Genomic DNA, 24,265 nt, shown 5'->3' with positions numbered 1-24,265 from the left:
TTTTTCTGTAAACTGCCTCGCTGGTTCAAAGTTGCTACACCTCTTGGGACCTATAACCCCGATTGGGCCGTGGTTGTCGAAGATACCCAAAAACTCTATCTGGTGCGCGAGACGAAGAGCACGCTTGATAGAGATAAGAGACGTGAGTCGGAAAATAAAAAAGTTGATTGCGGGAAAGCTCATTTTATGGCGCTGGGTGTCAACTTTAAGGACGCGACAAATATTCATGAAATTTTACAGGCATAATAAGAAGAGGGAATCTCTGGCCATACAGAGAACGGCAAAGAGCATACTTACTGTCTTTCAAATCGTTTTGGTAGTACTTAACATAGTTACTTTCGTTGTGTTGTGGTCATTGTGAAACGTACCCTGAATAAATATGGATACCCGCCATCCAAACAAAAAAATATATCAGGGCCAACCCACTCTTTCGAGTGGGCCACCCCTTTCTTTTTCTTATCCTTTAATCATCTCATCCAGAAACGAGGATTTATTCACCTGTTTCCCCATATACATACGGGACCAGGTCAGGTACAACATTCTCATTGCCCTTGATGCCGCCACAAAGGCGACTCTTCTTTCTTCTTCTACATCACCTCTTTTATTCGGCAATATCCCTTCCAGCATCCCCATAAGGAACACCGCCGGGAACTCCAAGCCTTTACTTTTATGTATGGTCATTAAGGCCACTCCATTTTTATCATGGCTTCTCTCATCAGTAAAAGCATCAGTATATGCCAGAAGTGATTCTATATTGCTGTATCTAAGTGCTGCTAATTGTAGTTGGTTAATATTTGCAATCTTCTCATCATCAGGTGACGGCACTTCATCATCTGTTATAAATCTGTCATAGTCCAGCACATCTCTTAGAATACCGATCATCTCCGCCGGTTCTATAGTTGCAACATCCTGTATCAGCGGCTCTGTGATAGCTATAAACTCTTTCACAAATTTCCTGATATAGGGCACATCAATTCTCATTTTCTTAAGGGCGTCATAGAGGCATATGTTTTTTGCTTCCGCATACTCCTCCAGTTCACTAGTAAATTTCTTGCCGATGTATCTGTTTGGTATGTTAAGTATTATTTTTAACGCCTCATCTCCTTTATCAGAACATGGGCTGCTGATAAACCTCAGATATTCCAGCAACACCTTTACTTCAAACCTCTGATAGAAGTTCATCCCATTTTCTATATGGAAAGGTATGTTCTGTTTCTGCAATACTTCCTCTATTACCCTTGATTGGGCATTTGCCCGGTATAAAACAGCAATGTCTTTATAGATACATTCGTTTCTCTCTACCAGGTCTTTAATCTCTGCAACAATCTTTATTGCTTCATCTTCTTCATTTACCCCTTCCAGTATAATTACATCTTCACCATCAGGGTTATCTGTCCTCAAGACCTTTTCTATCTTTTTCGCATTATGATGTATCAGCCTCTGACAGACCTGTAGTATCTGAGGGGTGCTTCTATAGTTCAGATCCAGTATAAACTGTTCTGACTCAGGGAAGGTCTTTTGGAAGTTCAGTATATTCCCGACTGATGCGCCGGTAAAAGCATATATACTTTGCCAGTCATCTCCTACTACAAACAAGCTTGCCTTATGGTGGCTTCTTTCTTTTACCAAAAGGTTCACAATCTCCATCTGGGCAGGGTTTGTGTCCTGGAACTCGTCTATTAAAATATGACTATACATATCCTGATACTTTTTTCTTGTGTCTGTATTCTCTTCCAATACAATGTAGGTCTCTATCAGAAGGTCATTTAAGTCCAGCTGCATCTTCTTCTTTTTCTCTTTTTCATACAGTTCATAGACATGTGCCACTTTCTGCATGGTTTCATCACCGGCAAAGAGTACTTTAAATTCGTCAACCGGTGTAAGGTTGTTTTTAGCAAGGCGTATCTCCCTTACCACTGTACCTGATGACAGGGTATTCATCTTGTGCTTTTTCAGTATCTTTTTAATGATATTAAGTTGTTCATCATCGGTGATTATTTCAAATACCTTCCCCTCTGATTTTAATAAGCTGTAACAGAAGCTGTGTATGGTAGAGAGATTGACCCTCTTTGTCATTTCTTTGAGTACCGGTCTTAATTTCTCTTTCATGGCAGCAGCTGCGTTACGAGTAAAGGTTAAACCTAAAATACTCTCCGGCGCCACACCGTGGTTCTGTATCAGATTTGCTATCCTATGGGTCATGGTAATAGTTTTACCTGAACCCGGTATTGCAACCACACTTGCTATTCCATTGGTGAAACTTGCCGCCGCCCTCTGGGCATCGTTTAAATTAATCATACTGCCTCCCTGCAATAGGTCTGATATGCGCAGCCTCCGCATTTCCAGGAAGTGTCATTGGGGATAAAGATGTTATTCTGTATCTCTTCCCAGACTGACATGATCTTCCTGGCCGCCCTTCTCACATCATCATCTGTTCTTGTCGTATAGTACGGTTCGAACCTCGGCTGCTTTGTTTTAATCAGGGTATCAAGCTTTAATAGTATCTCCCTGTTCTTGTACCCGTTGGCCTTTAATGCCATATAGTAAAGGGTAAGCTGGAAGTTCTTATCTATCTTGTCATCATTGAAAGACTGTTTACTGGTTTTGGTATCAGATACTACAATTGTGCCTGATTCATCTTCTTCAATAAGATCGATTACGCCTATTATCGGCACATCAATCCCTTCTATGATAAATCTGAATGGTTCTTCCACTGCTACTACTTTAAATGTATTCTGTATTATATAATCGTAATAGACGGAGAGAAGACCTTTCCCCTGTATAAGGAGTGAATCATAGGTGCTCTTTCCTTTATACCTGATATAATCCTTTCCTTTTGCCTTTGCCGCCCAGTAATAGTCAAAACAGTTGAGCATGTTGTCTCTGGTAAAACTGTTGCCCATCTTTCTCTCATTCTGATATATGGCAATGACTTCATGGATGATTGATCCGAAGGCCAGGCTGTCGGCGGTAAATTCCGGTATGCATTTATCTATACGGGAGAGCTTATAAAGCAAGCTGCAATCGATATAATCATTAATGCCGCTTGCCGATAAATGTGGTTCAGTTCTTAATTCTGTAATATTCATCATATTCTCCTTTAATTAAAAAATTGATAGCGGCAGGGAGCATATAAAAGCTCCCATACCGCTATGGTGGGGTATAATGCGGGGGTTATGCGGACTGCTGGAGTTGACGTATCAACCCTTTGGCATCGGTAGAATTCATGGCCTCAAAGGAGACATGGTAATTATCTTCGATTCTCTTTCTGATATCATCTTCCGTCAGCCCTCTTCTTTTTGCGAGGTTAATAATCGCCTGCATCTGTGCAGTAGCGATTTTTACCACATTATCAGTCTGACTTTGCGCCTGTTCTGTTTTTTGTGGTTGTTCGGGGGATTGTTCTTTTGGGGGTTCTTCTTTCTTCTCCTGATCTTTCTCAGGAGCCGGGGTATCAGTCTTCTTATTGGCAGCATCCTTCTCCTCCTTTGGTTTCTTGAATGGTCTGACATTGGACTTCTCGGGTGCTGTTTCTTTCTTAGGCGTTTCAACTTCGTCGAAGTCTGCAAGCTCTTCAAGACAGGTCATGCCGATATTGGTAAAGTCTCTGAGTACCCTTGCCTTTGCACGGGTAGATGCAACCCTGAGGATGTGCTTGACTACCCTTGATGTGACGTTTAAGGGATTAGCGTCACCGTAGTCTATATACTCCTCTCCCTCCTTAGATATAAGGGTGGCTTTACAGATGGCTTCGTTGCCGTTCTCCTTGGTAGGATACTGGACTGCCTCCGTGCAAAACCTTGCTATGCCTTTCTGATGTCCCAAATCCAGCACACCTGCATATTTTACAAACTCGTTACCCTGAATTTCCATAACGAATCTGTCATCAAGTCTGGGCTTCTGATCTGTCTCTGAGAACTTCATGGCTGCGAGCATATGCTTACAGGTAAAGTTCTTGTCATTCTGGATATTACTGTTGTAATCTCCACAGGTGCAGCCGCTGTCGTTATTATCTAATGATACGCGGTAGCAGACCTTGCCTTTGGATGATTCTACGTAGTAGTCACCTGAGGTCACCTGAAAGACCCTTAAAGTGTTACCTTTTTCTTCCTTCTGCTGAAGCTGAGCCATTGTCATGGTCTATTCCTCCTCTTCATGGGCGAAGTCATCATTCGGAGCTGGATTATCTTTGTCAAATCCTCTTCCGTCTGTATGGATGAACTCAATCCGGTTTGCAATGAGCTTAAAGACTGTTCTGACCTGGCCTTCGTTATTTGTCCATTTGTCCTGGGTAAGAGATCCGGTTACAATTACCTTTGCTCCCTTGTGGAGATGCTTTTCTGCAATCTCCGCAAGCTTGTCAAAAGCGCTTACATGTATCCATGCGGTCTTCTTGCCTGCTTTGAATGCCAGGGAGAAGTTGGCAATATGCATACCTGATTCTGTGTAGATTGTTTCCGGGTCAGCGCCCAGATTCCCTGAAATGATATTGATGTTCATGTGCTGCCTCCTTAAGTTTTAGTATTATGGTGATGAGGAGGGTGAAGGCGCTTGCGCGTATAGAGCTTGCGCCAATATCACCCTTCCTCCTGTGTGGTCATACTGCAAGACGGATCTTTCTTTTGGGGAGATCTTCGATGGCAATATCTATGGATTCTTTTAAGGCGTTCATAGAATCTTTTACCGCCTTTTTCATTGCATCATTGTAAGAGAGACCATAGGGTGATACTCCTTTTAATGATTCTCTGGCTTCATCGGCAAACTCTTTTACAAGCTGGTCGTTAAAGAGGTTCTTTGTATCAAGAGTATCAATGAACTCTCTTAGCTTATTGAATGTGGCGCCCTTGATTGCTTTGCCGGTACCATTCAACCTCTCAACAAGACCATCGATAATCTCTCTGAACTCATTGATGAGGGTAAAAGATGCGAGGTCTCTGGCTTCGTCCATCATGTCGGTGAACTTCTGTTTCTCTCTTTCATAGATTTCTGGAGAAAGAATTGTGCTCTTGCCCGGAAGATCTATCGTAAGAAATCTCCAGTTGAACTTGAACTTACTGCTTATATGCAAAGGATAGTCTCCCTCATTGAAGAGACTGCCTAATGCAAGTTTTGCTTCATTACGGGCCTGGCCGTATTCGGTTTCAAAGGCTGCGGCCTTATCCGTGAATACCTTCTTGTGTTCCTCTAATCTGCTGTCTACGTGAGAGAGTGATTCTTTTGGTATAAGGTATATACCTGTTATAGGAAAAGGTAATGACAGCTTCTGTACGAGATTCCTTGCCTGGTGGGATGTTGTATTGAGTGGTCCCAATAGCTCAGGATTGATCAGATACTTTCTTCCCCTTAACCAGTCAGAGTTTTTGCCGATCCTTTCCATGACGGAATGGTCGAGCATCTTGGTGGGTGTCCATACTGATGTGGATAATTGGATCAAACATGCTTTTTGAAAAATTGATTCATATTCCATTGTGTGTCCTCCTTTGTTTTTTTTAACCACAGAGTTTCAAGTATTTCTTGATCTGGGTTTTATTGATTTCGTAATAAGCAGGGGTAAGCTGCTGGAGGAGTTCCTGACCTATAAGGTCTTTGACGAACTGCGACTCTTCCAAACAGGACTTGCCTTTAAAACCTCTGGTTTCGACGGATATTTCTCCGTCGTTATCAATATCGATGATGATTTCTTTCATGGATTTACTCCTGAGATTGATATTGTGGGTAAAGCGGCCATTGATAAGTATCGGCCGGTTTCTTTGAATTACTTCTGTAAGATCAGCCTGATGCCTTTTTCTGTTTGCTTTTCTGTGATACGGTAGCCTTTTATCTTTGCGTCATGCCTTACCACTTCTGTGGTATAGGCTTGCTTGATTATTCCGGCGTTTTTGCCGATAGCCAAACGTAATTGTGATTCCCAACTATCCCATAGAAGATGGTAGTTGTTGTTTCTTTTAACAATCCCTATCTCATATGAGCATCCGGGTACTTTTATGGCGTGGTCACATTTACCTAACTGATTTTCTGTAATTCCTTCAGGCAAAGGGGTGTCCCTCATATAGCGGCCATACCATTCGTAGGTCTTTTGATTCTTTACGAATTCGAAGCCTAATCTGTTACATGCTGCAATTAAGGCATCGAGTAACTTTATTTCTAATTCAATCTTTGCAATGTGACTGATTTTAATCACCTCCTTCTCTTTCTATAATTGCCAGTGGTGCAATATCCCAGTTTTCATCTTCAGGGGTTGTGTTGAATGTTTTTAGAAGATGTTCCTGGGCTTCTTGTGTGAGGTCATTGAAGTAGATTTCAAATGAACTCATGTTACCTCCTCTCTTTCTTATATTTTGTGCATGTGGTAATGGAGATGGATACAACAGGGATCTGGTCGTCATATTTCCATCTGGGGGCAATGTAATCTGATAATACCTCCTGGTAAAAATCACCGTGGGTTATCTCCATTCCTACCCTTTGTTCTTGGATAGGACAAGCTTTCTGCTGTTCTTGAGATTATTTTCTCAACGGCTTCTCTTGTCTGCATAGCTATCCTCCTTCAAGGTAACGGTTCTGATTGAAACCACAACCGCCACATAATGTTTTATCTCTGCATCGGTTACATACTTCTTCTTTCTTTATGAATTTGGGTAATTGTTCAAAGATCATTTCTATTGTCTTTGTCATAGGTCTTCCTATTGCCCATGCGATCCTTCTGAGTAAAGAGGATGCATGTTGTGATAATTCTGGTGTATATGCCATAAGTCACCTCCTTTTGTGGAAGCTGCACCTTTCACCGCCTGGTACAGTATAATTTTCCTGAACGTCTCTATCAGGTGCGTATCCATAATAGCGGACGGGCGGGCTTCACACAGTTAGCGTTTTCTTCTTGATAGAATGCTTTTTGACTGATTGTCATCCAGGCTGGTATATCCTTTATTGGTGATAATGATATGATCCAGTATTGTGATGCCCAGAAGCTTACCTGCTTCCTTTAACTTTTCTGTTATCTTCCTGTCCTGGTCACTGGGGGTTAAATCTCCTGATGGATGATTGTGGCAGAGCACGATTGAGCTTGCATTTGCGAGGATTGCACTTTTAAATAGTTCTCTTGCTGACACAGTGCAGGAATAGAGACCACCTATACCTACCTTTTCTATACCGATAATGGTATTGTGGGCGGTAAGCAATACTGACAGGAATATTTCTCTGTCTGCGTTGACTAATTCGTCTCTGACAATCCTGTAGATATCGGCCGGTTTATTAATTTCAATTTCTTCATGTTCTTTTGAATCCCATGTCAGATTAACTCTGCATCGGAGGCTGTTGAATAAATTATCCATTTCACCTCCATATTCAGGCTGGCCGGGAGAAGTCACATACAAGAATCTGGCCGTTATTTCTCTTTTTATATCCATTATGCTTTGGATACCGGCAGGATTCAAATGCATGTTCTGATATGACCTCCTGTGACAACACGATGATAAAGTAATCGTACTTATAGGGGTTATAATCGTTTTTAATAATCAGCAGGGTGTTATAGAAGGTTCTTCTTATGATTTGCTGTAAAGAATCTGCGCCGGTATCGGGATACCATAACGCACCGTATCCGGTGAGCATCGCTTCAGCCATTATTGAATAGGCCCTCTGATGATCCCTGTTGTCCATGATGTTATTAACAGAATCCTTAACAATACTTTTAAATAATGTTCTGTACTTCTCCGGTATAAGAGAGGCCATGGTAATTTTCTGTAAATGGGATGTTATTATCAGGGCATCTGTGTATTCCGGTTTGGGGGTAATTATGAATGTATTTACAAGCATGTTATTCTCCTTTCAGGTGAGAACCTTTATGACGTATTTTTCTCGTCTCTTCAGGTTCCTCCTCCGGTGTATTTGCGAATCTTGCTCTTGTCTTTGCCCATTCTCTTAATGATTGAATCTCTTCTCTCATGGTTCTGGATAGGGGGACTAAACAGTTATATGCTTCCTCAAGACCGTCATAGAGACTGTCTTTTGCAAGCTGCTCAATTTCTGCGCCTGTGTAGCCGTTCAGTTTTTCTGCATAGGTAGCGGGAATATCTGAATTATGTTTTTTATTCATTATCCTGATTATTTCTGTTCTTTCTGATCTGACGGGAAGGTCTACAAAGAATGTGGCATCGAACCTCCCTGCACGTAACAGCTCAGGGGGAAGCTGAGATATGTTGTTTGCTGTGGCCATTACCAGTACCTGAGATTTTGTCTCATTCATCCAGGTTAAGAAGTAACCGAACATGGAAGCTGTTGTTCCTCCGTCGGTTTCTCCTGATGATCTGGTGCCGGAAAAGGCCTTTTCAATTTCATCTATCCATACTACACATTTACCGAAGGCATCGATTAAACTCGTTGCCTGTCTCATTCTAAGTTCTGACTGTCCTACCAGCGATCCTTTAAGGGCGCCGATATCGAGCCTTATAAGAGGCCAACCTAATATAGAAGCTGTGGCCTTGGAAGCGAGTGACTTACCTGTTCCGGGAATACCGACTAATAGAATACCTTTCAACTGAGGAAGTGTTACATTTTCTGGTGAGAATGCTTGAGATCGTTTCTGGATGTATGATTTTAGTAATTGTAATCCTCCTACGTTTGAGATATCTTCCGGTTCCCAGAACTCCATGAGTCCTGACTTCTTTATAATCTGTGATTTTGCTTCTGAGATGGTTCTTGTGGAGAAGTAACCCCTTCTGATAAGGGATAGGGCATAGGCAGTTTCTGCTTCGAACTCGGTAAGTCCTTTTGCAGCACGGGCAGCTTTTCTATTTGGTTTAATATTTAGCGGATTGCCGATATCTGTCTGTAGTTTAAAAAGCTCTTCATCACCGGGTAATGGGAGATCGATGACATGGAAGAACTTTTCTACTTCAGGTCTTAACTGAATAATGGGCGAGACCATGATGAGTGCACAACCGGTTGCTTTCCATCTGGGGATACCGTTCTGTATTGTCTGGATTACTTCGGGTATTTCCAGGAAAAGATGTAAATTGTGGCAGATCATCACTAAATCGGTATAACCGCTTAAGAACTGTATTGCCTGTACCGGATCTCTTACTTCATCAATAATCTTATTTGTTCCTGATTCTCTGATCCCTTGCATACAATCCCAGATAACGAATCTCCAGCCTTCACAGGTAAGAACCTGTTCAGCCCTGTGGGGTTCCTGGGTTAAGATGCAGAGAGTGGGATAGCCTGCCTTGAGATAGTCTTTGAGCATGGTGATGCCCTCCTTTATATTGATTTTGGTGTGTATGTTGGGGTGCTGCTTTATTTGATCGGCGGATTCGGATTATGACGGATCAAGGCTTCTGGGAGTCTTGATAATTGGGGGGATTTTTTGAGCAAGTCACCTGTGGGTGGCTTGGTGATGATGTTTTTCAGGTCTGATTTGTCAGACTTGAATGTGTTTGGTTTATTTCAAGTTGACTTGGGGTGATTTGAAAAATTGGTGAGATGTTGATACGGGGCAAAGAAGAGAACCAGTTCTTATAGGTTTTATAAGGGAATGTGGTTGTTGTTATGAAGGATTTATTTCTATATGTAGGGGGAGAATATGAGATTATGTTGGAGCGTTAAATCTGATGATAATGTTGTTGTTTATCCAGTTCTTGCCGGTAAAAAATGCTCCTTTCTGGTTTTTTTCTTATATAAAAATGGGAATGGAGAATCTGGGGAACATCAGGGTGTATTTTCTGAGAGAGAAGTTTGTCGGCAAGACCTACAAAAAAGATTATGGCTGTAAAAATGGCAACTCTTAGGCAGATTCAGCAACAAGTATATAATCATTTGCAACATCTGATGGAATCTTTATTTTTTCTGCAATACTGAAGAGAGTTTCGATTTCCTGGTTACTGACTTTTTTGTCTCTTGTTATCAATGGTATCAACTGTTTGAAGAGAGAGTGTGAAAGAAAAGAAAATCTCTCAACAATTATCGAGGAAATGCTCTCCATAACATCATGAATATTGTCCTCCTTCACCAAAATATCCAGGTATAAAGGCGGCCAGTAACAGTATTGTGAAAGAATGTTTATCAGATATCCATGTTTATCGGCGTTCCAATCGCTGCTGCTTGTCATTATTAGATATCCTGCCGATGCTAGGAAATCCAGTTCTGTTTGCTTCTGCCCTCCAATTGGTTTTAGCTTTAGCATTTCTGCAAGCTCATGGATTTTTTTCGATAACAGATTATCCTTTTTATATTCTTTATGATCCATGAAATGCTTTCTTGTCTGGGAATGGTAAAATAGCTCAATAGCTCTCGTTCTTATCGGAAAGGCCGGATGGGTATCAAATACATAATACGGTTTTTTTGCTACTTCATTAACCGTTTGCTCTGCTGCAGATGCAAGGATATGAGCTGACAGATTAAATTGATTTGTATGAAGCCCGGATGACAGCTTGAAGTTGGCAGTTACCGCAGCATCCAAGTCGTTTATTGCCAGCAAGCCAATTCTGTCACAGGACATTTCGCTCAGTTTTTGCCATAAATCAAAAACATTTAATAATGAAGGAGGTAATTGATCAGGATAAATAAAATCTACAATTCGTTTAAAGGGAAGATGCTCATAAATAAGATGACCAAACTCGTGGCCGATTACAAATTTTAGCTCTTCCCCGCTGAATACGTTCAAAAGCCCTGAATTTAGTGTAATAAAATGCGGCTGCTTAGTGTTGTAACTATGATAAGAGAATGCATTAACCTGCGGTTTGTTTTCAACATAAAATTCTACAGGAAAATCGGTTAAACCTAATATTTCTGATACTTCACGGCAGATAGAATAAATATCGCCGCCCATTTTGTCGGTTAATTGTATATAATTTGCTCTCATATCGGTAAATACCGGAAATTTATCATCTTTAATCTTTAACAGGCGAGATATGACGCTTGCATTAAAATAATCACTTATAAAATCCAAAACTTCCTTTTCTTCTTTTATGCGTATATTTTTAAGAGATTTATATGTTTTGTCTTCCCTGGCGGTAGATTTTTTAATAATTTCAACGAACTTTTTATCATCATAAAGGTCTTGAAGAACACCGTCGAGCATTTTCTGCTTTTGGCGTATAAATTTCGACATTTCATTTGGGCTTATTTTTGGCAGCTTTGAAATTTTTTTAATTAATTCACGAAAGGTACTTGTAAAGACCATGTAATCATCCGGAATCTCAACTCCATGGTGCATCTCAAACTTTATTGCTGCGGCGATTAAGTCAGCGTCACTGAATATTTCATCAAATTGGCTTTCAATAGATAGATCAGCATTAATCTTCTTTTTATTGCTGATTTCTTTGTTGATAAGACCAATGAATGAATTTAATAATTTTTTCATCTATTTTCCCTTTATTTTTCACTTTTGCATTTGGTAATAAAGTGCTTTAAATCTTTGTGAGTATCAGCTTTATAGACAGACAGTCAAATTTATCCTGCCTCTTGTGATTCCCTCTTTGTTACGGACACAGAGTTTAGCTATATATGTTTTTTCAAATTGCATCCCACTTTTTCCACTTTGTACATGATGCAATACCCTGCTTTGGTTGGTTGGCCTGAGCAATACAGGGAAAATTACCGGATTCAGCTTTAATGGAATGCATTTTACCTTCTATAAACCTTGATGGTTCTCTTTTGCCCTGCCAATAGGCACATGTGGCGCATTTCTTTTCATTTGCAAGAATCGATGAATATGACATAATTACCTCCTGATATTTAAATTAATAAGGACTGCGTTGAATGGTGGTTTTTAAAGCGCCAGTTTGGATATCATAAACCCTTGTTCTTCGATCTCCGCATATAATTGATACCAGATTTCCTTCAGTATCCGCTCTGATTATGCCGTCCCATATGGCGCAGTTTATTACTTGTTTTAGGGCGCCGGTTTCTGCGTCATACAGTTCAAGCACTTTTTTCTGTATTTTGGCTATATACATTTGGCAATACCTCCTGTCAACTTTCTGAGCCCATTGAGAATTCCTGAAATTTTCTGCGAAACATCAGGGGTTTTCTAATGTCTGTAAATGATTCTCTTGTGCCTCCTGTTCCAACGATTGTAACAGTTCCATATCCCAGAATCCTTGCCATTATGCCCTGCTCAACATTAACCGATTCAATCTTTTGCAGGTTCATCTCAAGGGTTTTTCTTCTTATGAGACCTACTTTGACGATAACACGTTTGTTTGTAATAACGAATTCGCTGGTGGCGCGCCTGATCAAAGGGGATAACCATAGGGTAAATATTGCACGGAAAGAGAAATATATGATCCAATGGAGTTCGGTTTCATAAACAACATGCTCACCCTTTATAAGAACTGAATTTACGTAATGTCCCAGTTTAAGCCTCGCTGTTTATGCCTACCAGATCAGATTATTATAAAAACGCATTCGTTATGATTTCAGCCCATTCTATTTCGTCAGAATTTTTGACTTTTTTCCTGGATTTCTTTTTACTTTCAATTGAAGGAGCAGTTTCTTGTTCTGCTTTATCGTCAGGCAATCCATTTCCTTCGGGCAACCATTCGCCACAATGCTTGCATTTGATTGCTTTATCTTTGATTTCTTCAGTGCAGAAGGGACATTGTTTCATTTTTTTTTTTTTTTTTTTTTGCTAAATGCTTGTTTCTTAACTTAAGAAACTGTCTTTAACAAATTTTTTAATTCTGGTTAAATCTTTTTGTTCATTAAAATAATCGATATTCACGTTAACTATATCTTCCTTAATGTCGTTTTTTATGTTGTTTACAGATACCAACTTGTAAAATATCGTTTCTCTCAAAAAATCTTCCCTACCCATGCTCTTCAGCTTTTTGAAAACGGTCCTTATAAAACTGTTAATTGCCTTGAAGTCTAATTCATTAAAATCTTTATTGTCTATAATGCCTTGCATTAGCCGCTGAAGATCATCCAAAAAATGACTGCTATCATCACAAGACCCTATATACTTGTCAATACGGCTTATAATTGAGTTGATCTTATCGTAATTATTTTCTATATAAGATCGCTTAACAATCTCCGAGATCGCAAAGTTGTCATAAATATTGTTTTTACACAAGACGTACTGCATCAGATATTTAACAATATCTTTTTCCTTCGAATCTTCTGCTGCTTCATAAAATATTTTAAGATCTTCTCTTTCGTAAAACTTTTCATCCTTGAATACATCGATAACCTTCTTCCTTTGATCAACAGGCATCTCTCTTAAAATGATTTTTTTAATATAATCTTTCCCTTCTGATAAAAGAAATGCTTTAGCTCCGTCCGGCTTGAGTTTACATATCTCGTCCGCCAAAATTCGGTAAAAAAGCTTTTCGTTTTCTTGGTCGTTTTCAATATTAATCAGATAAGTCTTGATGTGGCCTTCGTCCTTCAAATTCAAAAGGTTATCAACATATTTAGAAATTATTATTTCCTTGACCCTGTCTTCTATGCGTTTTATAGAAAGAATTTTATTGAAAACAGGATTCGCTATTAAGTCTGTTTCGCCGATCTCGTTAAGTTTCATAAGTATATTTAATGCAAATCTGTTCAGGATTGTGAAATCAAGCTTTGATATATCCTCGTGTTCAAAAACAGCCTGTAATAGGTTTTGAATATTTTCTACAAAGATATCCGGGCGAATGATTTTAATGAATATATCAACCTCATTCAATATCGCGTTTACCTTTTCAGCCGAGATATCCTTGTCCAAAACTTTTTTGTTGATGGTATTAGCAAGTCTATTATTATCGTATGTTGATTCCTTGCATATTACTGTATGTAAAATACGCTTAACGATATCTGTTTCCTTAGACTTTTCGATAATCTCGTAAAATACATTTATGGTCTCGTATGCACAGTCTTCGTTGCTGAACTTATTTATGATCCTTATCCTTTCGCTCGATTCTATATCAGTTCGCAAGATAACATCCCTAAAAAGGGTAATGCCCTTGTCCGCGACAAATTCATTAAGCTTTTCTGCCGTCTGATCGCTTAATTTATCCACAAGCCTATGGAAGAAATCATGATTAATATCCTTATTATCTTTTCCGGCCTCTATAATTTTTTCGAAATTGCTGTACTTTAAATCGCAATTATTTATAAGTATTTCGAGTGCGTTTCTTCTTAAATCTAAATCTTCTTTCTCGTCTACTATGAATCTATTTAAACTATCCGTCATTTCCTGCATGTACTCATCATAGTCTGGATTGGCAAATATATCTCCGAAGATATTAATGGCAAACTGCTTAATGGCAATTTCGTTTTCCCATTGTGCTGTATCGTTTTTTTCTTTATCAGGCGGTTTGTTAAAAATGAACATTTTCAAGATATCTATCGTTACATAGCCGCAATTTCGTATCTTGTCTAAGGCGCTCCTTCGAAGTGTGGGCTCCGGATAGCCAACAATAAATTTCATCACAACTTCCCGAAGGCTACCCAAAAAGGTCTCGTTATAACCTTCTAAAAAACTTTTATCATTAGTAACTAGCTGAATGATGCTCCCATAATAAGCAATCAAAGAATCCAACACATCCTTCAATTTGTTTCTAAAATCTCCAAATCTTTTATTGTCTATGTTTTCAGCTCTTTGTTCTGAATAAAATTGAATAATAGACAAAATGTCACCCTTGTCCTCAACCAAAGGCTCAACTGTTCCATTCTCACTTAGTTTGGTTAATGTATCCTTAAGGCTTTCCAAAATAGAAAGGTACAATTCGGCTATTTTATCTTTATCGATGGGGATCCCAAATCCAAATGCACCTATTACTTTATCTTTTAACTTACCCCCAAGGCCCTTTTCGTGCTCTGCAGTACCCGGTTTAATATTATCAACCTTCATTAAGACTCTTGACAGGGATGAAAACACGTCTTTAGAACTGTTTTTTGATAACAATCTGATTGATGATTTCGCATTCTCAAAATCACTGTTTTTGATCTCATTCCCTTCTGAAATTTGGTCCCAAAAAGTATCTATCTTCTCGTCTATTTTTTCTATGCCGTTTATCTTATAAGCTAACAACCTTTCTATAAACTGGCAGAATGCCTTTCTCCTCTCTGGATCGTTTATATGTTTTTCGTCGATTATATCCAAAAACACCACCCCTAAGTGTTCACAAGAACCATACAAATCCACAATTTTGTCTTCGTGTTCATCCAGTTCATTATAAATCGCGTTTTTTAAGGCTTTAAAATCAAGGCTTCCGGTATCTATCTGGACCTCGATACCTTCAGGTAACTTTATTTTTTCAACCATTCTCTTAACAGTCTTTAAATTATCAAGGTCTCCAAGGCTTGTTAACTTATCAATTTGATTGTCTCTCTCTTCTTTTTCTTTTGAGATCTTGTTTCTCAATGCCTCCGGTAGTCTGTCAAAATCTCTTTCAATCAAGTAATTACTTTTTTTACCTACAATATCGACTGGCATTTTTACCCCCTATAAAAATTTGCTTTCAAGTTTTTCCCGTCACCTGCGGAACCTGATTTTTCTGGAATTTTTTGTACTCGATTTTTATAGCATCACGTAGATCTTTAGCCTTAGAAGCAATCGTAATTCCGCCCTTCTCCTTTAATGCCATATCCATAAAAGCATCCTTATTGATAATTTCTAAAAATTCATCAGGGTAATTATTCAGGAATTCGTTGAACGCCTTTTTTTCATTATCAGTAAATTGTTTAAATATAATGCTGTTAATTGCAAAATAGGCTAAAAAAACGAAGAAAGCAATTAGCTGAAAGACGGCCAATGATCTTGAGGAAATAATGCTTAGCCTGTCAGTTGTTAGCAATTTATCTAAAAGCGATCCGAGATTATTCCATAAATCCGTTTGCATCTTTACAACGATATATATAACAACAGGCAAACCTACTGACAGTAATATACCTATCAAAGGAATTAAGATGCCTGCTGACATGACAATCTTTACGAACTTTTTAGTTGTTTCTATCCCAAAATTGAGGATTTTTCTTGCTATACTGCTTGATCCTGCCATATTCAGGTCTTCTTTGCGTTTGAACAAATCTATCATATATTTAATTCCAAAAACAAAAGCGATGGCGAATATCGCCCACCTCATCGTTGTATTTCCGCTTATAAATTCCTGGTAAGGGTTTTGCGGTAACGAATACTGAACAAATATTTTCGCAATATACATCACTACCCCTATGATTAAAAATGAAAGCGGGTCAAAGCATCTAAAAAACCCTTCGTTTTTTGCCATTATTAAATTTGTAAAGAGCATGTATGCCACAAATGCCCACTGAACAACACCAAAACCTGATAAAGGGAATAAAACTATACTAAAAAAAGAAGTGTAGACAAAGATATCACCAAAAATAAATAAAAGTCTGGCCGTTATACTCAAGTCATGCTCGTATTTGCTATACATAATGCCATAGTATGAGTAATAAACAAGAGAAACAACAGCGCCAAACATCAGAAACACCAAGGTATCAGGCAATAGAAAAATATTAAGCCTGTAGTTTCCGCTGCTGCTCATGTATTTCGATGATAGATAATACATCCATATTCCAATTGTAATTTTCAAAATTCCCCAGAACAATGGTTCATCTTTGCATACCTTTTCATATAATTTGTCATTCTTTGTTGTGCTCAAATTAACCCCCTTTTGATTCCCCTATGCTTATCCATATGCCCGGTATGTTTCCCTGGGGCTCATAGTTTTCCCAGAGACCAAAGATATCTATGGGTTTAGTAATTCTATGAATGTCACTTTCATTTTTAAGCTTCTCGGCAGCCTTTCTGTATGACTCTATAAAATTATGATACTCAATTAATGCGCCCTTCTTGCCATTTTTGTCGCCCAAGGCTGTCTGATACTCCTCAAAACATTTGTCTATCCTACCGACCATGTTATTCAGCGCTATTTTATTATGTGCCTTAGCGAAATTTCCGGCACCTTGCCGGTATTCCATTTGAACAATAACGCAAAGGGCAATGGCCCCGTTCACATTCAAATTTTCTTTTGGACCAATAATGGTTTTTAGAAACTGTTCAGAAAGGCCACCTAATATGCCTATACGGTCGTACCCGGAGCTGGCCATATATGCTATTTTAATTACTGTGATGGGTATGACCTGCTCAGAGCGGTAAATATCAATCTTTTTGGTTCCGTATTTTTCAAAATATTTTTTTATATAATATGAACCTTTTATAAATTTATTAGCATCAACAAGATCATTGTAGTTTAGCTTGCTGCTAATAAATTTATTATGAAAATCAAAGAACCATCCGAGATATTGTTGTATTTTTTCGGGCAAGCTTCTACCTTCTTTATCAAAGACACTCTTGGCTCTTATAACATCGTTTTCAGTATCAATTGCATTTAAAATCCTACCCAAAGTTGTCTTTGTATCTATCGGTTCTTCTCTTCCAGCAATTATTGATATTCCTTCGCTACTCACTTCAAATCGACCTGCCTCGATAATCTCTTTTACCGGGTAAAACAGCAAAACGAGCACCAATAACCATTTAAAAAAATTTCCTGTCTTTTTTGGTCTTATTTGGCCTAATCTCAATTACTTATCTCCTTTTGTTTACCAAAAATTCCTATGCAAGCTTTTCGTCTTAAGAATATTCGATTAAGCATTTTTTCATATCTATCCTCAACATTGACAAAACATCTGTTCTATTTGCTCTCAAGCACCTTAATATCTACCCTTAATTGATTTATTCTATTTTCCAGTTTTATGACTTCAGGAGGGACTTCACAGAGTGGATTGATTCGGCAAAGCGTCAATGAACCAAGTGGCAGTTTGCTTATTTCTTCATCAAGTTTTTGCTGGGTTTGCATTAATTCACTTCTCAGCTTTTCTGGGTTCGGCCCTGAACAAGTCCATACAATAAAGAGAACTATCACTAACAAAAAAGCACATAAAATTATCCAATTTCTGATTATTTTGTCTCTGTATTTCATTTCCTGCACCCCAAAAGAAGTTTCAATTGACCAAGATATTGTCTAGAAGCTGTGAGTCCACAACTCACTCCTCCGATAATCACTTTAAATATTACATTTTTTTCAATATTAAATTTATAAAATGATGTTGTCAATATATAAATAGATGTTATCTAATTAAGTAACTTATAAGAGGTTACAAGTCATATACCCCTTTTGTTATCTTAAATAAAAAGGGGTATTATGAATCTTTTGCAATCTATCGGCAGGAAAATCCAAAGCATCAGGGAAAAGAGAGGTATTACGCAGGAAACACTGGAAGATAGAACTGGGATTAACGCAAAATATATCAGTGCTATCGAATGTGGTCAGAAAAATATTACTGTTTTAACTCTTGAAAAGATCGCAAAGGGGTTAGATGCAGAACTCTTTGAATTATTGGTTTTACCGGAAGGACTGGAATCCCAAGAAACCGTTAAGAAAGCGATAGAATCCTTGCTGCATGATGCAGATATAAAAACTCTGAACATATGTCTGGATTTTTTACGAAAAACTTCGGCATAAATCTCAGAAATAATTGCAACAACAGTAAATTGTAAATTTCACATCGCCTTGCAGTAACCGTCATGTTCTTGCATTTGGCTGACAGAAGTGAACATTTTTCTATTTTGTCTTTATCATCATACCGATAAGGGTCATGTGCAGCAAATGAAGAATTATGAAATTAATAATACCTGCCGTCATTGTGAAATATACGAGTATCTGGCCTATAAGGGCGATCAAAGAATCGCCATACTGTAACTTTTTCTAAATAAAGTCCATTGTCATATCCGCACTTTGGATTTGGACAATGATAATGTTGCACATACTTGTCTTTGAATATTCCTTTTTCTAAAAAACTAGTCTGTATATAACAGTTTATACAATAACGGCCCCCGCATCCGGGTTTCATTCTGTAACAACTTACTTTGAGGCCACGCTCTCTGCCTCCGCATGTAGCCATCATGCTGTTTGGATATTCCTTACCACAAACTGGACAAATTGATTTAAATAATCCCATTTAATCACCTCTTATCAGTAAGGATTAAATTATATTGTAAAAGCAGGCTTATTTTGCTTCTATAACAGTCTTTACAACGCTATAGCACTCATTGATATGAGATCGGATAATCATCTTCATGCCCACAAAACCGATACCGGCGGAAATTACCTGCCCAAGAATTGGGATATACTTTGCAGCCTGTTTCGCTGTCAAGCGGACTCCTATTTTTTTAAGAATCTGTATTACCAGCTCTTTTGTGACATACTTGCCGATCATATTAGCGCCAAGTCTTTTTGAAGCATCATAGATAAAGATGGCTAATTGAGGATTGTATTCATTAATCTGCTCTTTTGAAAGACCGAATTTATCGCTTATTGTAGGTATTATTTGCTTCAAAAGCACAACGTCTATAGCAATATCCGTAAAGGGAACAGGGATAGCCGAAGCTGCTGCCGATAACAATGCTCTTTTGTTCGACATATGCAGACATTCATTTTTGATTGTGTCTAATTCTTCTATACCGACAGGAAACATAGTATTTATATTACTTCAGATTCAGAGAAGATGACAAAACATATTTTAAAACTATTTTCTGTTTCTTCCTTCCCCACCAGCATGCTGCACCAACCATTGTCCACAGTCTCTGATCTTCCTTATCGGCAAGATCAGGCAAGAAACAGAAAATTTTAAATCGCCTCGGGTCAACTTGAAAAAAATATACTTATGTAGATACACCATCTCCATACTCAACACCAGTTTTATGCCGATACACATCAACATACACTACCTGCACAATAAAAAGGCTGTTCAAGATCACAATGGATATCCCCTTTCTAAAATACTCCATTCTCAATGCCCCTAAAATAGAAAAAGGAGAATTGAGAATCTGGAAACCACCTGGATATCTTTTCTATTGTAGATTTATATCGGCAAGAACTTATTAAGAGATTTCTTGCCGATATAAATGGAAAACAGGAGTGTCACCGGCAAGAAACAACAACCTTTAACCCAATACGTATCAAGCTCTCATATCTCAAGCTTCACATGCCTCCTGAAAAAATTCACTGTATCAATGTCATGATCCCAGTGCTGCAGCAATATCTCTATGTTCAACAGAATCCATTGCTGCAAGTTTATGCGGATTTGATCAGAGATAATATCGCCGTATTTATTGGGTTTGATTTTGAGTATCTTCCCGGAACGGTTAAATGTTACGTCACAACAGGTTTTCAGTTCTATTTTATTGTTTTCATAAGCCGATACTTTTAAATTTAAGTTGTCATCAAAATCATACTGACCTCTCTCCTCAAACCATATTTCAACTCCTACACCGGTATGGTCTGAGCCTACACTTGCCACGTAAAACAGTTCCTTTGGTTTTTTAACAGAACCTTTCCTGATCGCCTTTCTGACAACCTCTTTTTGTGTCTCATTTATTTCTTTACTATTCAGATATTGTACCAGCCATAATCCGCTGTCTCTTATCTTATCAACAGGGGAATGATTACCAAGCCAGTTATCTGAAGGGTTACAACATTTGCAACCGGCAATAGTACCTATAAGGGCCTTCTCAAGTCCATCTTTGCCTATTCTTGCCGCTTCATCATCTATCTGAATAAACCGGAAGGAAAATCTATTCTTTACAATCTCTGTAATCTTGGACTCTATAGCTTTTTCTTTTTCAATATCTCTTATATGGCCGAAGACATCCCTGTTACTGATCTTTGTAAAATCTTTTTCCCAGAGAGAAACATATTCATCTCCGTCTCTCCATAATAACGCTCTGCCGATATTCTTCCGGAATATGCTTCTGTCAGAGGGCTTTGATTTATCAAAATTCATCTTTCTGTCATCAAAGAAATAATGCTGCATTATCCTCTTTCTGAAGTTACCCTGTTTATGACTGCCAATTCTTACAATACGCGGCTTATCTCCGCCATGTCCCCAGCTCTCGCCGTTTTCATAGAAGAAATATATACCGTTTTCAGGCAGGTAGTGTAATCCAAAGGGATTATAGAAACGGTGTTCATGTTCTATGGGGTATTTCATAAGCGGCAGGCGCTCTAATTGCTCATGTAACCATTTACAGTTTTTAGACATAAATCCTCCTTTCAATATCACTTACATGACTGAAGAGTGTTATTCTCTTTTTCAGTTCAGTCTCATCAAGTAACCGCTTATACAGGTTATGGAACCTGACCGGATTGTAATGGAAATAAATCTTGTCATACTTTTTCAATTTCTGATTAAAATTGTTCAGCAGTTCCTGATACTCTTCCTCTGTAACTATATCAGGATGTTTTTCATACCAGGGATGTTTTATATGAGGAAACCATACTCCATATCTGTCAGAGAAGATTGCATATTTAAATCCCATCTTCTTGCATCTTCTGATAAAGCCCCTGATTCTGTTGGAAGTATAGAGGACATCTGGAGTGACAGATATACCGGCATCTTTCAATGTGTCATCTTTTGTTCCTGTGCAGTAGGTAATGAATATATTTTTCATGGCATATCCTTATACAATAGTAGAAGCCCCTTATTCAGAGGCTTCTTTGTTTTTATTCTGTTTCAGTTTTTACCGGCAAAATCTCAGAAAGGTCAATACGGTTCTGATACCTCACGACTATATCTGTCCAGACATAGCCGATACGGAGCATATCCCTGCACGTGAGCATCTGCCTCGCGTAATCGCAGAGCTCGTGGAAGAGAAACCCATGGAAGGGTCTTTCATCCGGCGGCATGTCGTCAGGGTCGCAGTCATTAAAGTTGCATCCGTCATCATCAAGTACATGGCTTACATTATGATAGCCAAATGTTGCCATAGTGTTGTCCCTGTCCTCGCTGAAAGCCGGGTCATCCTCATCGAGGTGATAGCTGACCTTCACGTCTATCTCGTAATCCTTGAGGAATTCTTCAGCAGGTGACTTTGTCCACTTATCACATGATATTTCAAGCGCCTCTGCCTCTTCTTTGAGTCTTTTCTGAAGATGTGATAGGACATCGTTTAACGCAAGCAGTTGATTGCGCTCCTTCTCGGTCAGCTTTCTGCGTTTATCGCCTTTTTCCCTGATCATGTCACAGTTTAACTTCTCGGGTATGTGTCTGTATTTCCCTTCAGCACTGAACAGGGTTTCTGAACATTCAGCATACTTCTTCTGAGAATATTCCTTCTTAGCTTTCCGAAGGGTCTTTATGACCTCGTTAAAACAATGCAAAGTGTATTTATCCATAGTTTCACCCCATTATTCTTTCAACTTTTTTACCGTCTTTCAGGTCGAAGCAGTGCTGATAGATCAGACTGATGTCCACCCAGACGCTGCCGATGCGGAGCAGGTCTTTTTTTGTCAATCTTGGTCTGGAATGGTCATATAGTTCATGGAAGAGCCAGCAATGGTAGTCGTGATCAGCCTGCTCTTCCTGTCCCATGTGGGCCATTTCATTCCAGTTGTATCCGGTTTCTAACACAATCTTCTCTTCCTTGCTCCAATTATGAGAAAACCTGGCAAGGGTGTTGTCGCTTTCTTCGTTATAGGCCGGGTCGTCCTCCCGTAAGAGATAATACACCTCAAATTCAATCTCATAGTCCTTGAGGAACTCTTCTTCAGGAGATCCGATCCTCTTGTCGCATTCAACTGCAATTCTTTCCGCCTCCCTGTTTATCCTCTTTTCAAGGTCTGAAAGGGTGTTATTCAGCTCAATAAGCTTCTTCTTTTCCTCTTCCGTTAACTTGCTTTTGTCGCTGAACTTTTTGATGTAGGCTGATTCGATATAATCGAACAGGCGCCAGGAGCGTCCTCTCAATATCTCCTCGACGGTCTTGTGGGCGTCACGGTATTTTCCGGCGTTGTACTGCTTTTTTACCGTCTGTACATCTTCAATGATAGTATCAAGGATTTTAAAAACTTCTTTCTTCATAGTTTCACCTCACGTTATAAGGTATTTAAGGGCGGCAGTACCGAATACCAGCCAATAGAGGATGAACATAAGCGCCAATATTCCAAACATGATCCAGTCCGATTTTGATAAAAGTGACATTATTATTCTCCTTTTATTATATTAATTTACCCTCGATAAAAGGGCATTGCAAGATATATTAATTGTATATTCAATGACTTACGAGAGTTTCATATGTAAATGTAAATGTAATTTCTATATGAAATGTTTTGAATATTAAATTTATAGCGGCAAGAAATTATTTACCGAATCATGTGCCGCTATCTCTTACAATTCTATAATGGACAGGATGAGATGATTTGACAACCTGTCTGATCTTTTTCCAGGCTTATTGTATAAATTCCGCTCCATCTCGAACACCAATTCCGATAAAAATCGGGAACACCTATTCCTATGTATCCCTGAACACCTATTCCTATGTATCCCTATCGTTAATTTCTGCTCATAAATTGAATATTCAATGGCTACATATAGAAATAGATATTCCATAAGACCTGATCCATATGGACAGGCTCCATAGGAGATAATCTTATGACAAACAAGCTATCAGCGATTATATTGATCGCTATCACAGCAGCAACACTTGGCGCATGCAACTTAGAAGTTCATGACCCGCAGACGGCCAGACTGATTCAACTATCAGTGACAACACAACAGAGTGGAAATAATATCCTGTTGGTTATACTGATCGTTGTAACTATCGTGGCAGGTTTTATAGGACTGGGATGGTGGCAAACACGCCCTAAAGAGGATAACGTGATAAAGCCAACAGAACAGAAATAACGCTGGGACAGACGGAAGAATGGGTTTATGCCCATTTTTCTTTTTTGTTGTATCTTGTGAAAATAAAAAAACTTTATAGCGGCGCAGATCATTTTTCAGATCATGTGCCGCTATCTCTTACAATTCCGTAATAGAAATATTGAGATTATTTGACAACCATTTTGATACAATGTGTCTGTGACAGAACTTTCCAGGTATTTCCCAGCATAGGAGAATTGCATCATGACCTAAATCTTGATATAAACTCTCTCTTTCAATTCTTGCCGGTATCAATTATTTCCTAATAAGTTTCTTTCCTGCACCCCATGCCCGGGCAATATGGTCTCCCATAGTAAAGTAACTACTTTCCGGCATGGACAGGATGAGAGGATTGATCTTTTTTATGTCAGGAATACCATTCGTCAGATACTGCTCATCGCTATAGACCGCCACTATTTCACCGATGAAGAATTCATTCGATGGAAGATCTATCGTCTGAATAAGCTTGCATTCAATATTGTAAGGACATTCTTTTATCATGGGAACTGTTTTTAAAGAACCATAAAAGGTCTCAAATTGTTTTGCCTTATCATATTTCTTC

Annotated in this window: 33 protein-coding genes; 4 read left to right on the top strand and 29 right to left on the bottom strand. The window is 38.7% G+C overall.

Annotated features, from left to right (window positions below; genetic code table 11):
* Positions 1 to 246: hypothetical protein (locus NT178_16805; GenBank protein MCX5814182.1), on the top strand; the 246-nt coding region annotated here is incomplete at its 5' end.
* Positions 247 to 456: 210 nt separating this feature from the next.
* On the opposite strand, the gene NT178_16800 is transcribed toward NT178_16805, so the two are convergent.
* From NT178_16800 to NT178_16740, 13 genes are all read right to left on the bottom strand, one after another.
* Positions 457 to 2,298, bottom strand: coding sequence for an ATP-dependent helicase (locus NT178_16800; GenBank protein ID MCX5814181.1), 1,842 nt, complete (start codon positions 2,296 to 2,298; stop codon positions 457 to 459).
* Positions 2,295 to 3,092 carry a PD-(D/E)XK nuclease family protein gene (locus tag NT178_16795; GenBank protein MCX5814180.1) on the bottom strand — a complete coding sequence of 266 codons (798 nt, stop codon included), beginning with the start codon at positions 3,090 to 3,092 and terminating at the stop codon, positions 2,295 to 2,297. Before NT178_16795 ends, NT178_16800 begins: the two co-directional genes overlap by 4 nt.
* A gap of 82 nt (positions 3,093 to 3,174) precedes the next feature.
* Entirely contained in the window at positions 3,175 to 4,137 is a 963-nt protein-coding gene (locus NT178_16790; protein MCX5814179.1) for an SWIM zinc finger family protein, read from the bottom strand.
* Positions 4,138 to 4,140: 3 nt separating this feature from the next.
* Positions 4,141 to 4,500, bottom strand: a complete 360-nt coding sequence (locus NT178_16785) for a single-stranded DNA-binding protein (GenBank protein ID MCX5814178.1) — start codon at positions 4,498 to 4,500, stop codon at positions 4,141 to 4,143.
* A gap of 97 nt (positions 4,501 to 4,597) precedes the next feature.
* Complete coding sequence (locus NT178_16780; protein ID MCX5814177.1) at positions 4,598 to 5,467, bottom strand: DUF3150 domain-containing protein; 870 nt, start codon at positions 5,465 to 5,467, stop codon at positions 4,598 to 4,600.
* A 22-nt stretch (positions 5,468 to 5,489) separates the two neighbouring features.
* Positions 5,490 to 5,687, bottom strand: a complete 198-nt coding sequence (locus NT178_16775; protein MCX5814176.1) for a DUF2997 domain-containing protein — start codon at positions 5,685 to 5,687, stop codon at positions 5,490 to 5,492.
* A 68-nt stretch (positions 5,688 to 5,755) separates the two neighbouring features.
* Complete coding sequence (locus tag NT178_16770; protein ID MCX5814175.1) at positions 5,756 to 6,181, bottom strand: DUF1257 domain-containing protein; 426 nt, start codon at positions 6,179 to 6,181, stop codon at positions 5,756 to 5,758.
* Entirely contained in the window at positions 6,174 to 6,314 is a 141-nt protein-coding gene (locus tag NT178_16765; protein MCX5814174.1) for a hypothetical protein, read from the bottom strand. Before NT178_16765 ends, NT178_16770 begins: the two co-directional genes overlap by 8 nt.
* Before the next feature lies 1 nt (position 6,315).
* Positions 6,316 to 6,453 carry a hypothetical protein gene (locus NT178_16760; GenBank protein ID MCX5814173.1) on the bottom strand — a complete coding sequence of 46 codons (138 nt, stop codon included), beginning with the start codon at positions 6,451 to 6,453 and terminating at the stop codon, positions 6,316 to 6,318.
* 81 nt (positions 6,454 to 6,534) lie between these two features.
* Positions 6,535 to 6,747: a hypothetical protein gene (locus tag NT178_16755; protein ID MCX5814172.1), complete on the bottom strand. Its 213-nt coding sequence runs from the start codon at positions 6,745 to 6,747 to the stop codon at positions 6,535 to 6,537.
* Between the two features lie 113 nt (positions 6,748 to 6,860).
* Positions 6,861 to 7,328: a JAB domain-containing protein gene (locus NT178_16750; protein MCX5814171.1), complete on the bottom strand. Its 468-nt coding sequence runs from the start codon at positions 7,326 to 7,328 to the stop codon at positions 6,861 to 6,863.
* Between the two features lie 13 nt (positions 7,329 to 7,341).
* The gene (locus tag NT178_16745; GenBank protein ID MCX5814170.1) at positions 7,342 to 7,809 is read right to left on the bottom strand and encodes a hypothetical protein; all 468 of its coding nucleotides are present in this window, start codon (positions 7,807 to 7,809) and stop codon (positions 7,342 to 7,344) included.
* A 1-nt stretch (position 7,810) separates the two neighbouring features.
* Positions 7,811 to 9,238 carry an AAA family ATPase gene (locus NT178_16740; GenBank protein ID MCX5814169.1) on the bottom strand — a complete coding sequence of 476 codons (1,428 nt, stop codon included), beginning with the start codon at positions 9,236 to 9,238 and terminating at the stop codon, positions 7,811 to 7,813.
* A gap of 364 nt (positions 9,239 to 9,602) precedes the next feature.
* On the opposite strand from NT178_16740, the gene NT178_16735 reads away from it, so the two are divergent.
* Complete coding sequence (locus NT178_16735; protein ID MCX5814168.1) at positions 9,603 to 9,779, top strand: hypothetical protein; 177 nt, start codon at positions 9,603 to 9,605, stop codon at positions 9,777 to 9,779.
* On the opposite strand, the gene NT178_16730 is transcribed toward NT178_16735, so the two are convergent.
* From NT178_16730 to NT178_16690, 9 genes are all read right to left on the bottom strand, one after another.
* Positions 9,776 to 11,353 carry a M48 family metallopeptidase gene (locus NT178_16730; protein MCX5814167.1) on the bottom strand — a complete coding sequence of 526 codons (1,578 nt, stop codon included), beginning with the start codon at positions 11,351 to 11,353 and terminating at the stop codon, positions 9,776 to 9,778. The genes NT178_16735 and NT178_16730 overlap by 4 nt on opposite strands.
* A gap of 151 nt (positions 11,354 to 11,504) precedes the next feature.
* Positions 11,505 to 11,711, bottom strand: a complete 207-nt coding sequence (locus NT178_16725; protein MCX5814166.1) for a hypothetical protein — start codon at positions 11,709 to 11,711, stop codon at positions 11,505 to 11,507.
* Positions 11,712 to 11,732: 21 nt separating this feature from the next.
* Complete coding sequence (locus NT178_16720) at positions 11,733 to 11,948, bottom strand: hypothetical protein (GenBank protein ID MCX5814165.1); 216 nt, start codon at positions 11,946 to 11,948, stop codon at positions 11,733 to 11,735.
* Between the two features lie 16 nt (positions 11,949 to 11,964).
* Positions 11,965 to 12,231, bottom strand: a complete 267-nt coding sequence (locus NT178_16715) for a PH domain-containing protein (GenBank protein ID MCX5814164.1) — start codon at positions 12,229 to 12,231, stop codon at positions 11,965 to 11,967.
* Positions 12,232 to 12,385: 154 nt separating this feature from the next.
* Positions 12,386 to 12,601, bottom strand: coding sequence for a hypothetical protein (locus NT178_16710; protein MCX5814163.1), 216 nt, complete (start codon positions 12,599 to 12,601; stop codon positions 12,386 to 12,388).
* Between the two features lie 36 nt (positions 12,602 to 12,637).
* Positions 12,638 to 15,415, bottom strand: coding sequence for a hypothetical protein (locus NT178_16705; protein ID MCX5814162.1), 2,778 nt, complete (start codon positions 15,413 to 15,415; stop codon positions 12,638 to 12,640).
* A gap of 25 nt (positions 15,416 to 15,440) precedes the next feature.
* Positions 15,441 to 16,604 carry a hypothetical protein gene (locus tag NT178_16700; GenBank protein ID MCX5814161.1) on the bottom strand — a complete coding sequence of 388 codons (1,164 nt, stop codon included), beginning with the start codon at positions 16,602 to 16,604 and terminating at the stop codon, positions 15,441 to 15,443.
* A gap of 1 nt (position 16,605) precedes the next feature.
* Positions 16,606 to 17,412: a hypothetical protein gene (locus tag NT178_16695; GenBank protein ID MCX5814160.1), complete on the bottom strand. Its 807-nt coding sequence runs from the start codon at positions 17,410 to 17,412 to the stop codon at positions 16,606 to 16,608.
* Between the two features lie 224 nt (positions 17,413 to 17,636).
* Positions 17,637 to 17,924 (bottom strand): hypothetical protein, encoded by a 288-nt coding sequence (locus tag NT178_16690; protein ID MCX5814159.1) that lies wholly within the window; start codon positions 17,922 to 17,924, stop codon positions 17,637 to 17,639.
* 222 nt (positions 17,925 to 18,146) lie between these two features.
* Here NT178_16690 and NT178_16685 point away from each other — a divergent pair, with 222 nt between their 5' ends.
* Positions 18,147 to 18,467 carry a helix-turn-helix transcriptional regulator gene (locus tag NT178_16685; protein ID MCX5814158.1) on the top strand — a complete coding sequence of 107 codons (321 nt, stop codon included), beginning with the start codon at positions 18,147 to 18,149 and terminating at the stop codon, positions 18,465 to 18,467.
* Positions 18,468 to 18,627: 160 nt separating this feature from the next.
* On the opposite strand, the gene NT178_16680 is transcribed toward NT178_16685, so the two are convergent.
* From NT178_16680 to NT178_16655, 6 genes are all read right to left on the bottom strand, one after another.
* A complete protein-coding gene (locus NT178_16680) occupies positions 18,628 to 18,963 on the bottom strand; it encodes a hypothetical protein (protein ID MCX5814157.1) in 336 nt (111 codons plus the stop codon).
* Positions 18,964 to 19,011: 48 nt separating this feature from the next.
* Complete coding sequence (locus tag NT178_16675) at positions 19,012 to 19,425, bottom strand: hypothetical protein (protein ID MCX5814156.1); 414 nt, start codon at positions 19,423 to 19,425, stop codon at positions 19,012 to 19,014.
* A gap of 546 nt (positions 19,426 to 19,971) precedes the next feature.
* Positions 19,972 to 21,045, bottom strand: coding sequence for a hypothetical protein (locus tag NT178_16670; GenBank protein ID MCX5814155.1), 1,074 nt, complete (start codon positions 21,043 to 21,045; stop codon positions 19,972 to 19,974).
* Positions 21,038 to 21,454: a hypothetical protein gene (locus NT178_16665; GenBank protein ID MCX5814154.1), complete on the bottom strand. Its 417-nt coding sequence runs from the start codon at positions 21,452 to 21,454 to the stop codon at positions 21,038 to 21,040. Before NT178_16665 ends, NT178_16670 begins: the two co-directional genes overlap by 8 nt.
* A 52-nt stretch (positions 21,455 to 21,506) precedes the next feature.
* Complete coding sequence (locus NT178_16660; protein ID MCX5814153.1) at positions 21,507 to 22,178, bottom strand: hypothetical protein; 672 nt, start codon at positions 22,176 to 22,178, stop codon at positions 21,507 to 21,509.
* Positions 22,179 to 22,182: 4 nt separating this feature from the next.
* A complete protein-coding gene (locus NT178_16655) occupies positions 22,183 to 22,863 on the bottom strand; it encodes a hypothetical protein (protein MCX5814152.1) in 681 nt (226 codons plus the stop codon).
* Between the two features lie 570 nt (positions 22,864 to 23,433).
* On the opposite strand from NT178_16655, the gene NT178_16650 reads away from it, so the two are divergent.
* A complete protein-coding gene (locus NT178_16650) occupies positions 23,434 to 23,685 on the top strand; it encodes a hypothetical protein (GenBank protein MCX5814151.1) in 252 nt (83 codons plus the stop codon).
* A gap of 273 nt (positions 23,686 to 23,958) precedes the next feature.
* Here NT178_16650 and NT178_16645 read toward each other — a convergent pair.
* The coding region (locus NT178_16645; protein ID MCX5814150.1) for a flavin reductase at positions 23,959 to 24,265 on the bottom strand (307 nt) is incomplete at its 5' end.

This window comes from Pseudomonadota bacterium (assembly GCA_026388255.1).
Lineage (GTDB): Bacteria > Desulfobacterota > Syntrophorhabdia > Syntrophorhabdales > Syntrophorhabdaceae > JAPLKB01.
The sequence above is the reverse complement of the archived record's forward strand: the minus strand, read 5'-3'. Positions and strand labels throughout refer to the sequence as shown.

Excerpts from the sequence above, each read along its gene's own strand:
- NT178_16740 (MCX5814169.1), bottom strand. The coding sequence starts at position 9,238 with ATGCTCAAAGACTATCTCAAGGCAGGCTATCCCACTCTCTGCATCTTA.
- NT178_16745 (MCX5814170.1), bottom strand. The coding sequence starts at position 7,809 with ATGCTTGTAAATACATTCATAATTACCCCCAAACCGGAATACACAGAT.
- NT178_16725 (MCX5814166.1), bottom strand. The coding sequence starts at position 11,711 with ATGTCATATTCATCGATTCTTGCAAATGAAAAGAAATGCGCCACATGT.
- NT178_16785 (MCX5814178.1), bottom strand. The coding sequence starts at position 4,500 with ATGAACATCAATATCATTTCAGGGAATCTGGGCGCTGACCCGGAAACA.
- NT178_16705 (MCX5814162.1), bottom strand. The coding sequence starts at position 15,415 with ATGCCAGTCGATATTGTAGGTAAAAAAAGTAATTACTTGATTGAAAGA.
- NT178_16720 (MCX5814165.1), bottom strand. The coding sequence starts at position 11,948 with ATGTATATAGCCAAAATACAGAAAAAAGTGCTTGAACTGTATGACGCA.
- NT178_16670 (MCX5814155.1), bottom strand. The coding sequence starts at position 21,045 with ATGTCTAAAAACTGTAAATGGTTACATGAGCAATTAGAGCGCCTGCCG.
- NT178_16755 (MCX5814172.1), bottom strand. The coding sequence starts at position 6,747 with ATGGCATATACACCAGAATTATCACAACATGCATCCTCTTTACTCAGA.
- NT178_16680 (MCX5814157.1), bottom strand. The coding sequence starts at position 18,963 with ATGGGATTATTTAAATCAATTTGTCCAGTTTGTGGTAAGGAATATCCA.
- NT178_16730 (MCX5814167.1), bottom strand. The coding sequence starts at position 11,353 with ATGAAAAAATTATTAAATTCATTCATTGGTCTTATCAACAAAGAAATC.
- NT178_16800 (MCX5814181.1), bottom strand. The coding sequence starts at position 2,298 with ATGATTAATTTAAACGATGCCCAGAGGGCGGCGGCAAGTTTCACCAAT.
- NT178_16675 (MCX5814156.1), bottom strand. The coding sequence starts at position 19,425 with ATGTCGAACAAAAGAGCATTGTTATCGGCAGCAGCTTCGGCTATCCCT.
- NT178_16780 (MCX5814177.1), bottom strand. The coding sequence starts at position 5,467 with ATGGAATATGAATCAATTTTTCAAAAAGCATGTTTGATCCAATTATCC.
- NT178_16765 (MCX5814174.1), bottom strand. The coding sequence starts at position 6,314 with ATGAGTTCATTTGAAATCTACTTCAATGACCTCACACAAGAAGCCCAG.
- NT178_16660 (MCX5814153.1), bottom strand. The coding sequence starts at position 22,178 with ATGGATAAATACACTTTGCATTGTTTTAACGAGGTCATAAAGACCCTT.
- NT178_16650 (MCX5814151.1), top strand. The coding sequence starts at position 23,434 with ATGACAAACAAGCTATCAGCGATTATATTGATCGCTATCACAGCAGCA.
- NT178_16750 (MCX5814171.1), bottom strand. The coding sequence starts at position 7,328 with ATGGATAATTTATTCAACAGCCTCCGATGCAGAGTTAATCTGACATGG.
- NT178_16775 (MCX5814176.1), bottom strand. The coding sequence starts at position 5,687 with ATGAAAGAAATCATCATCGATATTGATAACGACGGAGAAATATCCGTC.
- NT178_16760 (MCX5814173.1), bottom strand. The coding sequence starts at position 6,453 with ATGGAGATAACCCACGGTGATTTTTACCAGGAGGTATTATCAGATTAC.
- NT178_16665 (MCX5814154.1), bottom strand. The coding sequence starts at position 21,454 with ATGAAAAATATATTCATTACCTACTGCACAGGAACAAAAGATGACACA.
- NT178_16795 (MCX5814180.1), bottom strand. The coding sequence starts at position 3,092 with ATGATGAATATTACAGAATTAAGAACTGAACCACATTTATCGGCAAGC.
- NT178_16690 (MCX5814159.1), bottom strand. The coding sequence starts at position 17,924 with ATGAAATACAGAGACAAAATAATCAGAAATTGGATAATTTTATGTGCT.
- NT178_16655 (MCX5814152.1), bottom strand. The coding sequence starts at position 22,863 with ATGAAGAAAGAAGTTTTTAAAATCCTTGATACTATCATTGAAGATGTA.
- NT178_16790 (MCX5814179.1), bottom strand. The coding sequence starts at position 4,137 with ATGACAATGGCTCAGCTTCAGCAGAAGGAAGAAAAAGGTAACACTTTA.
- NT178_16735 (MCX5814168.1), top strand. The coding sequence starts at position 9,603 with ATGATAATGTTGTTGTTTATCCAGTTCTTGCCGGTAAAAAATGCTCCT.
- NT178_16685 (MCX5814158.1), top strand. The coding sequence starts at position 18,147 with ATGAATCTTTTGCAATCTATCGGCAGGAAAATCCAAAGCATCAGGGAA.
- NT178_16710 (MCX5814163.1), bottom strand. The coding sequence starts at position 12,601 with ATGAAACAATGTCCCTTCTGCACTGAAGAAATCAAAGATAAAGCAATC.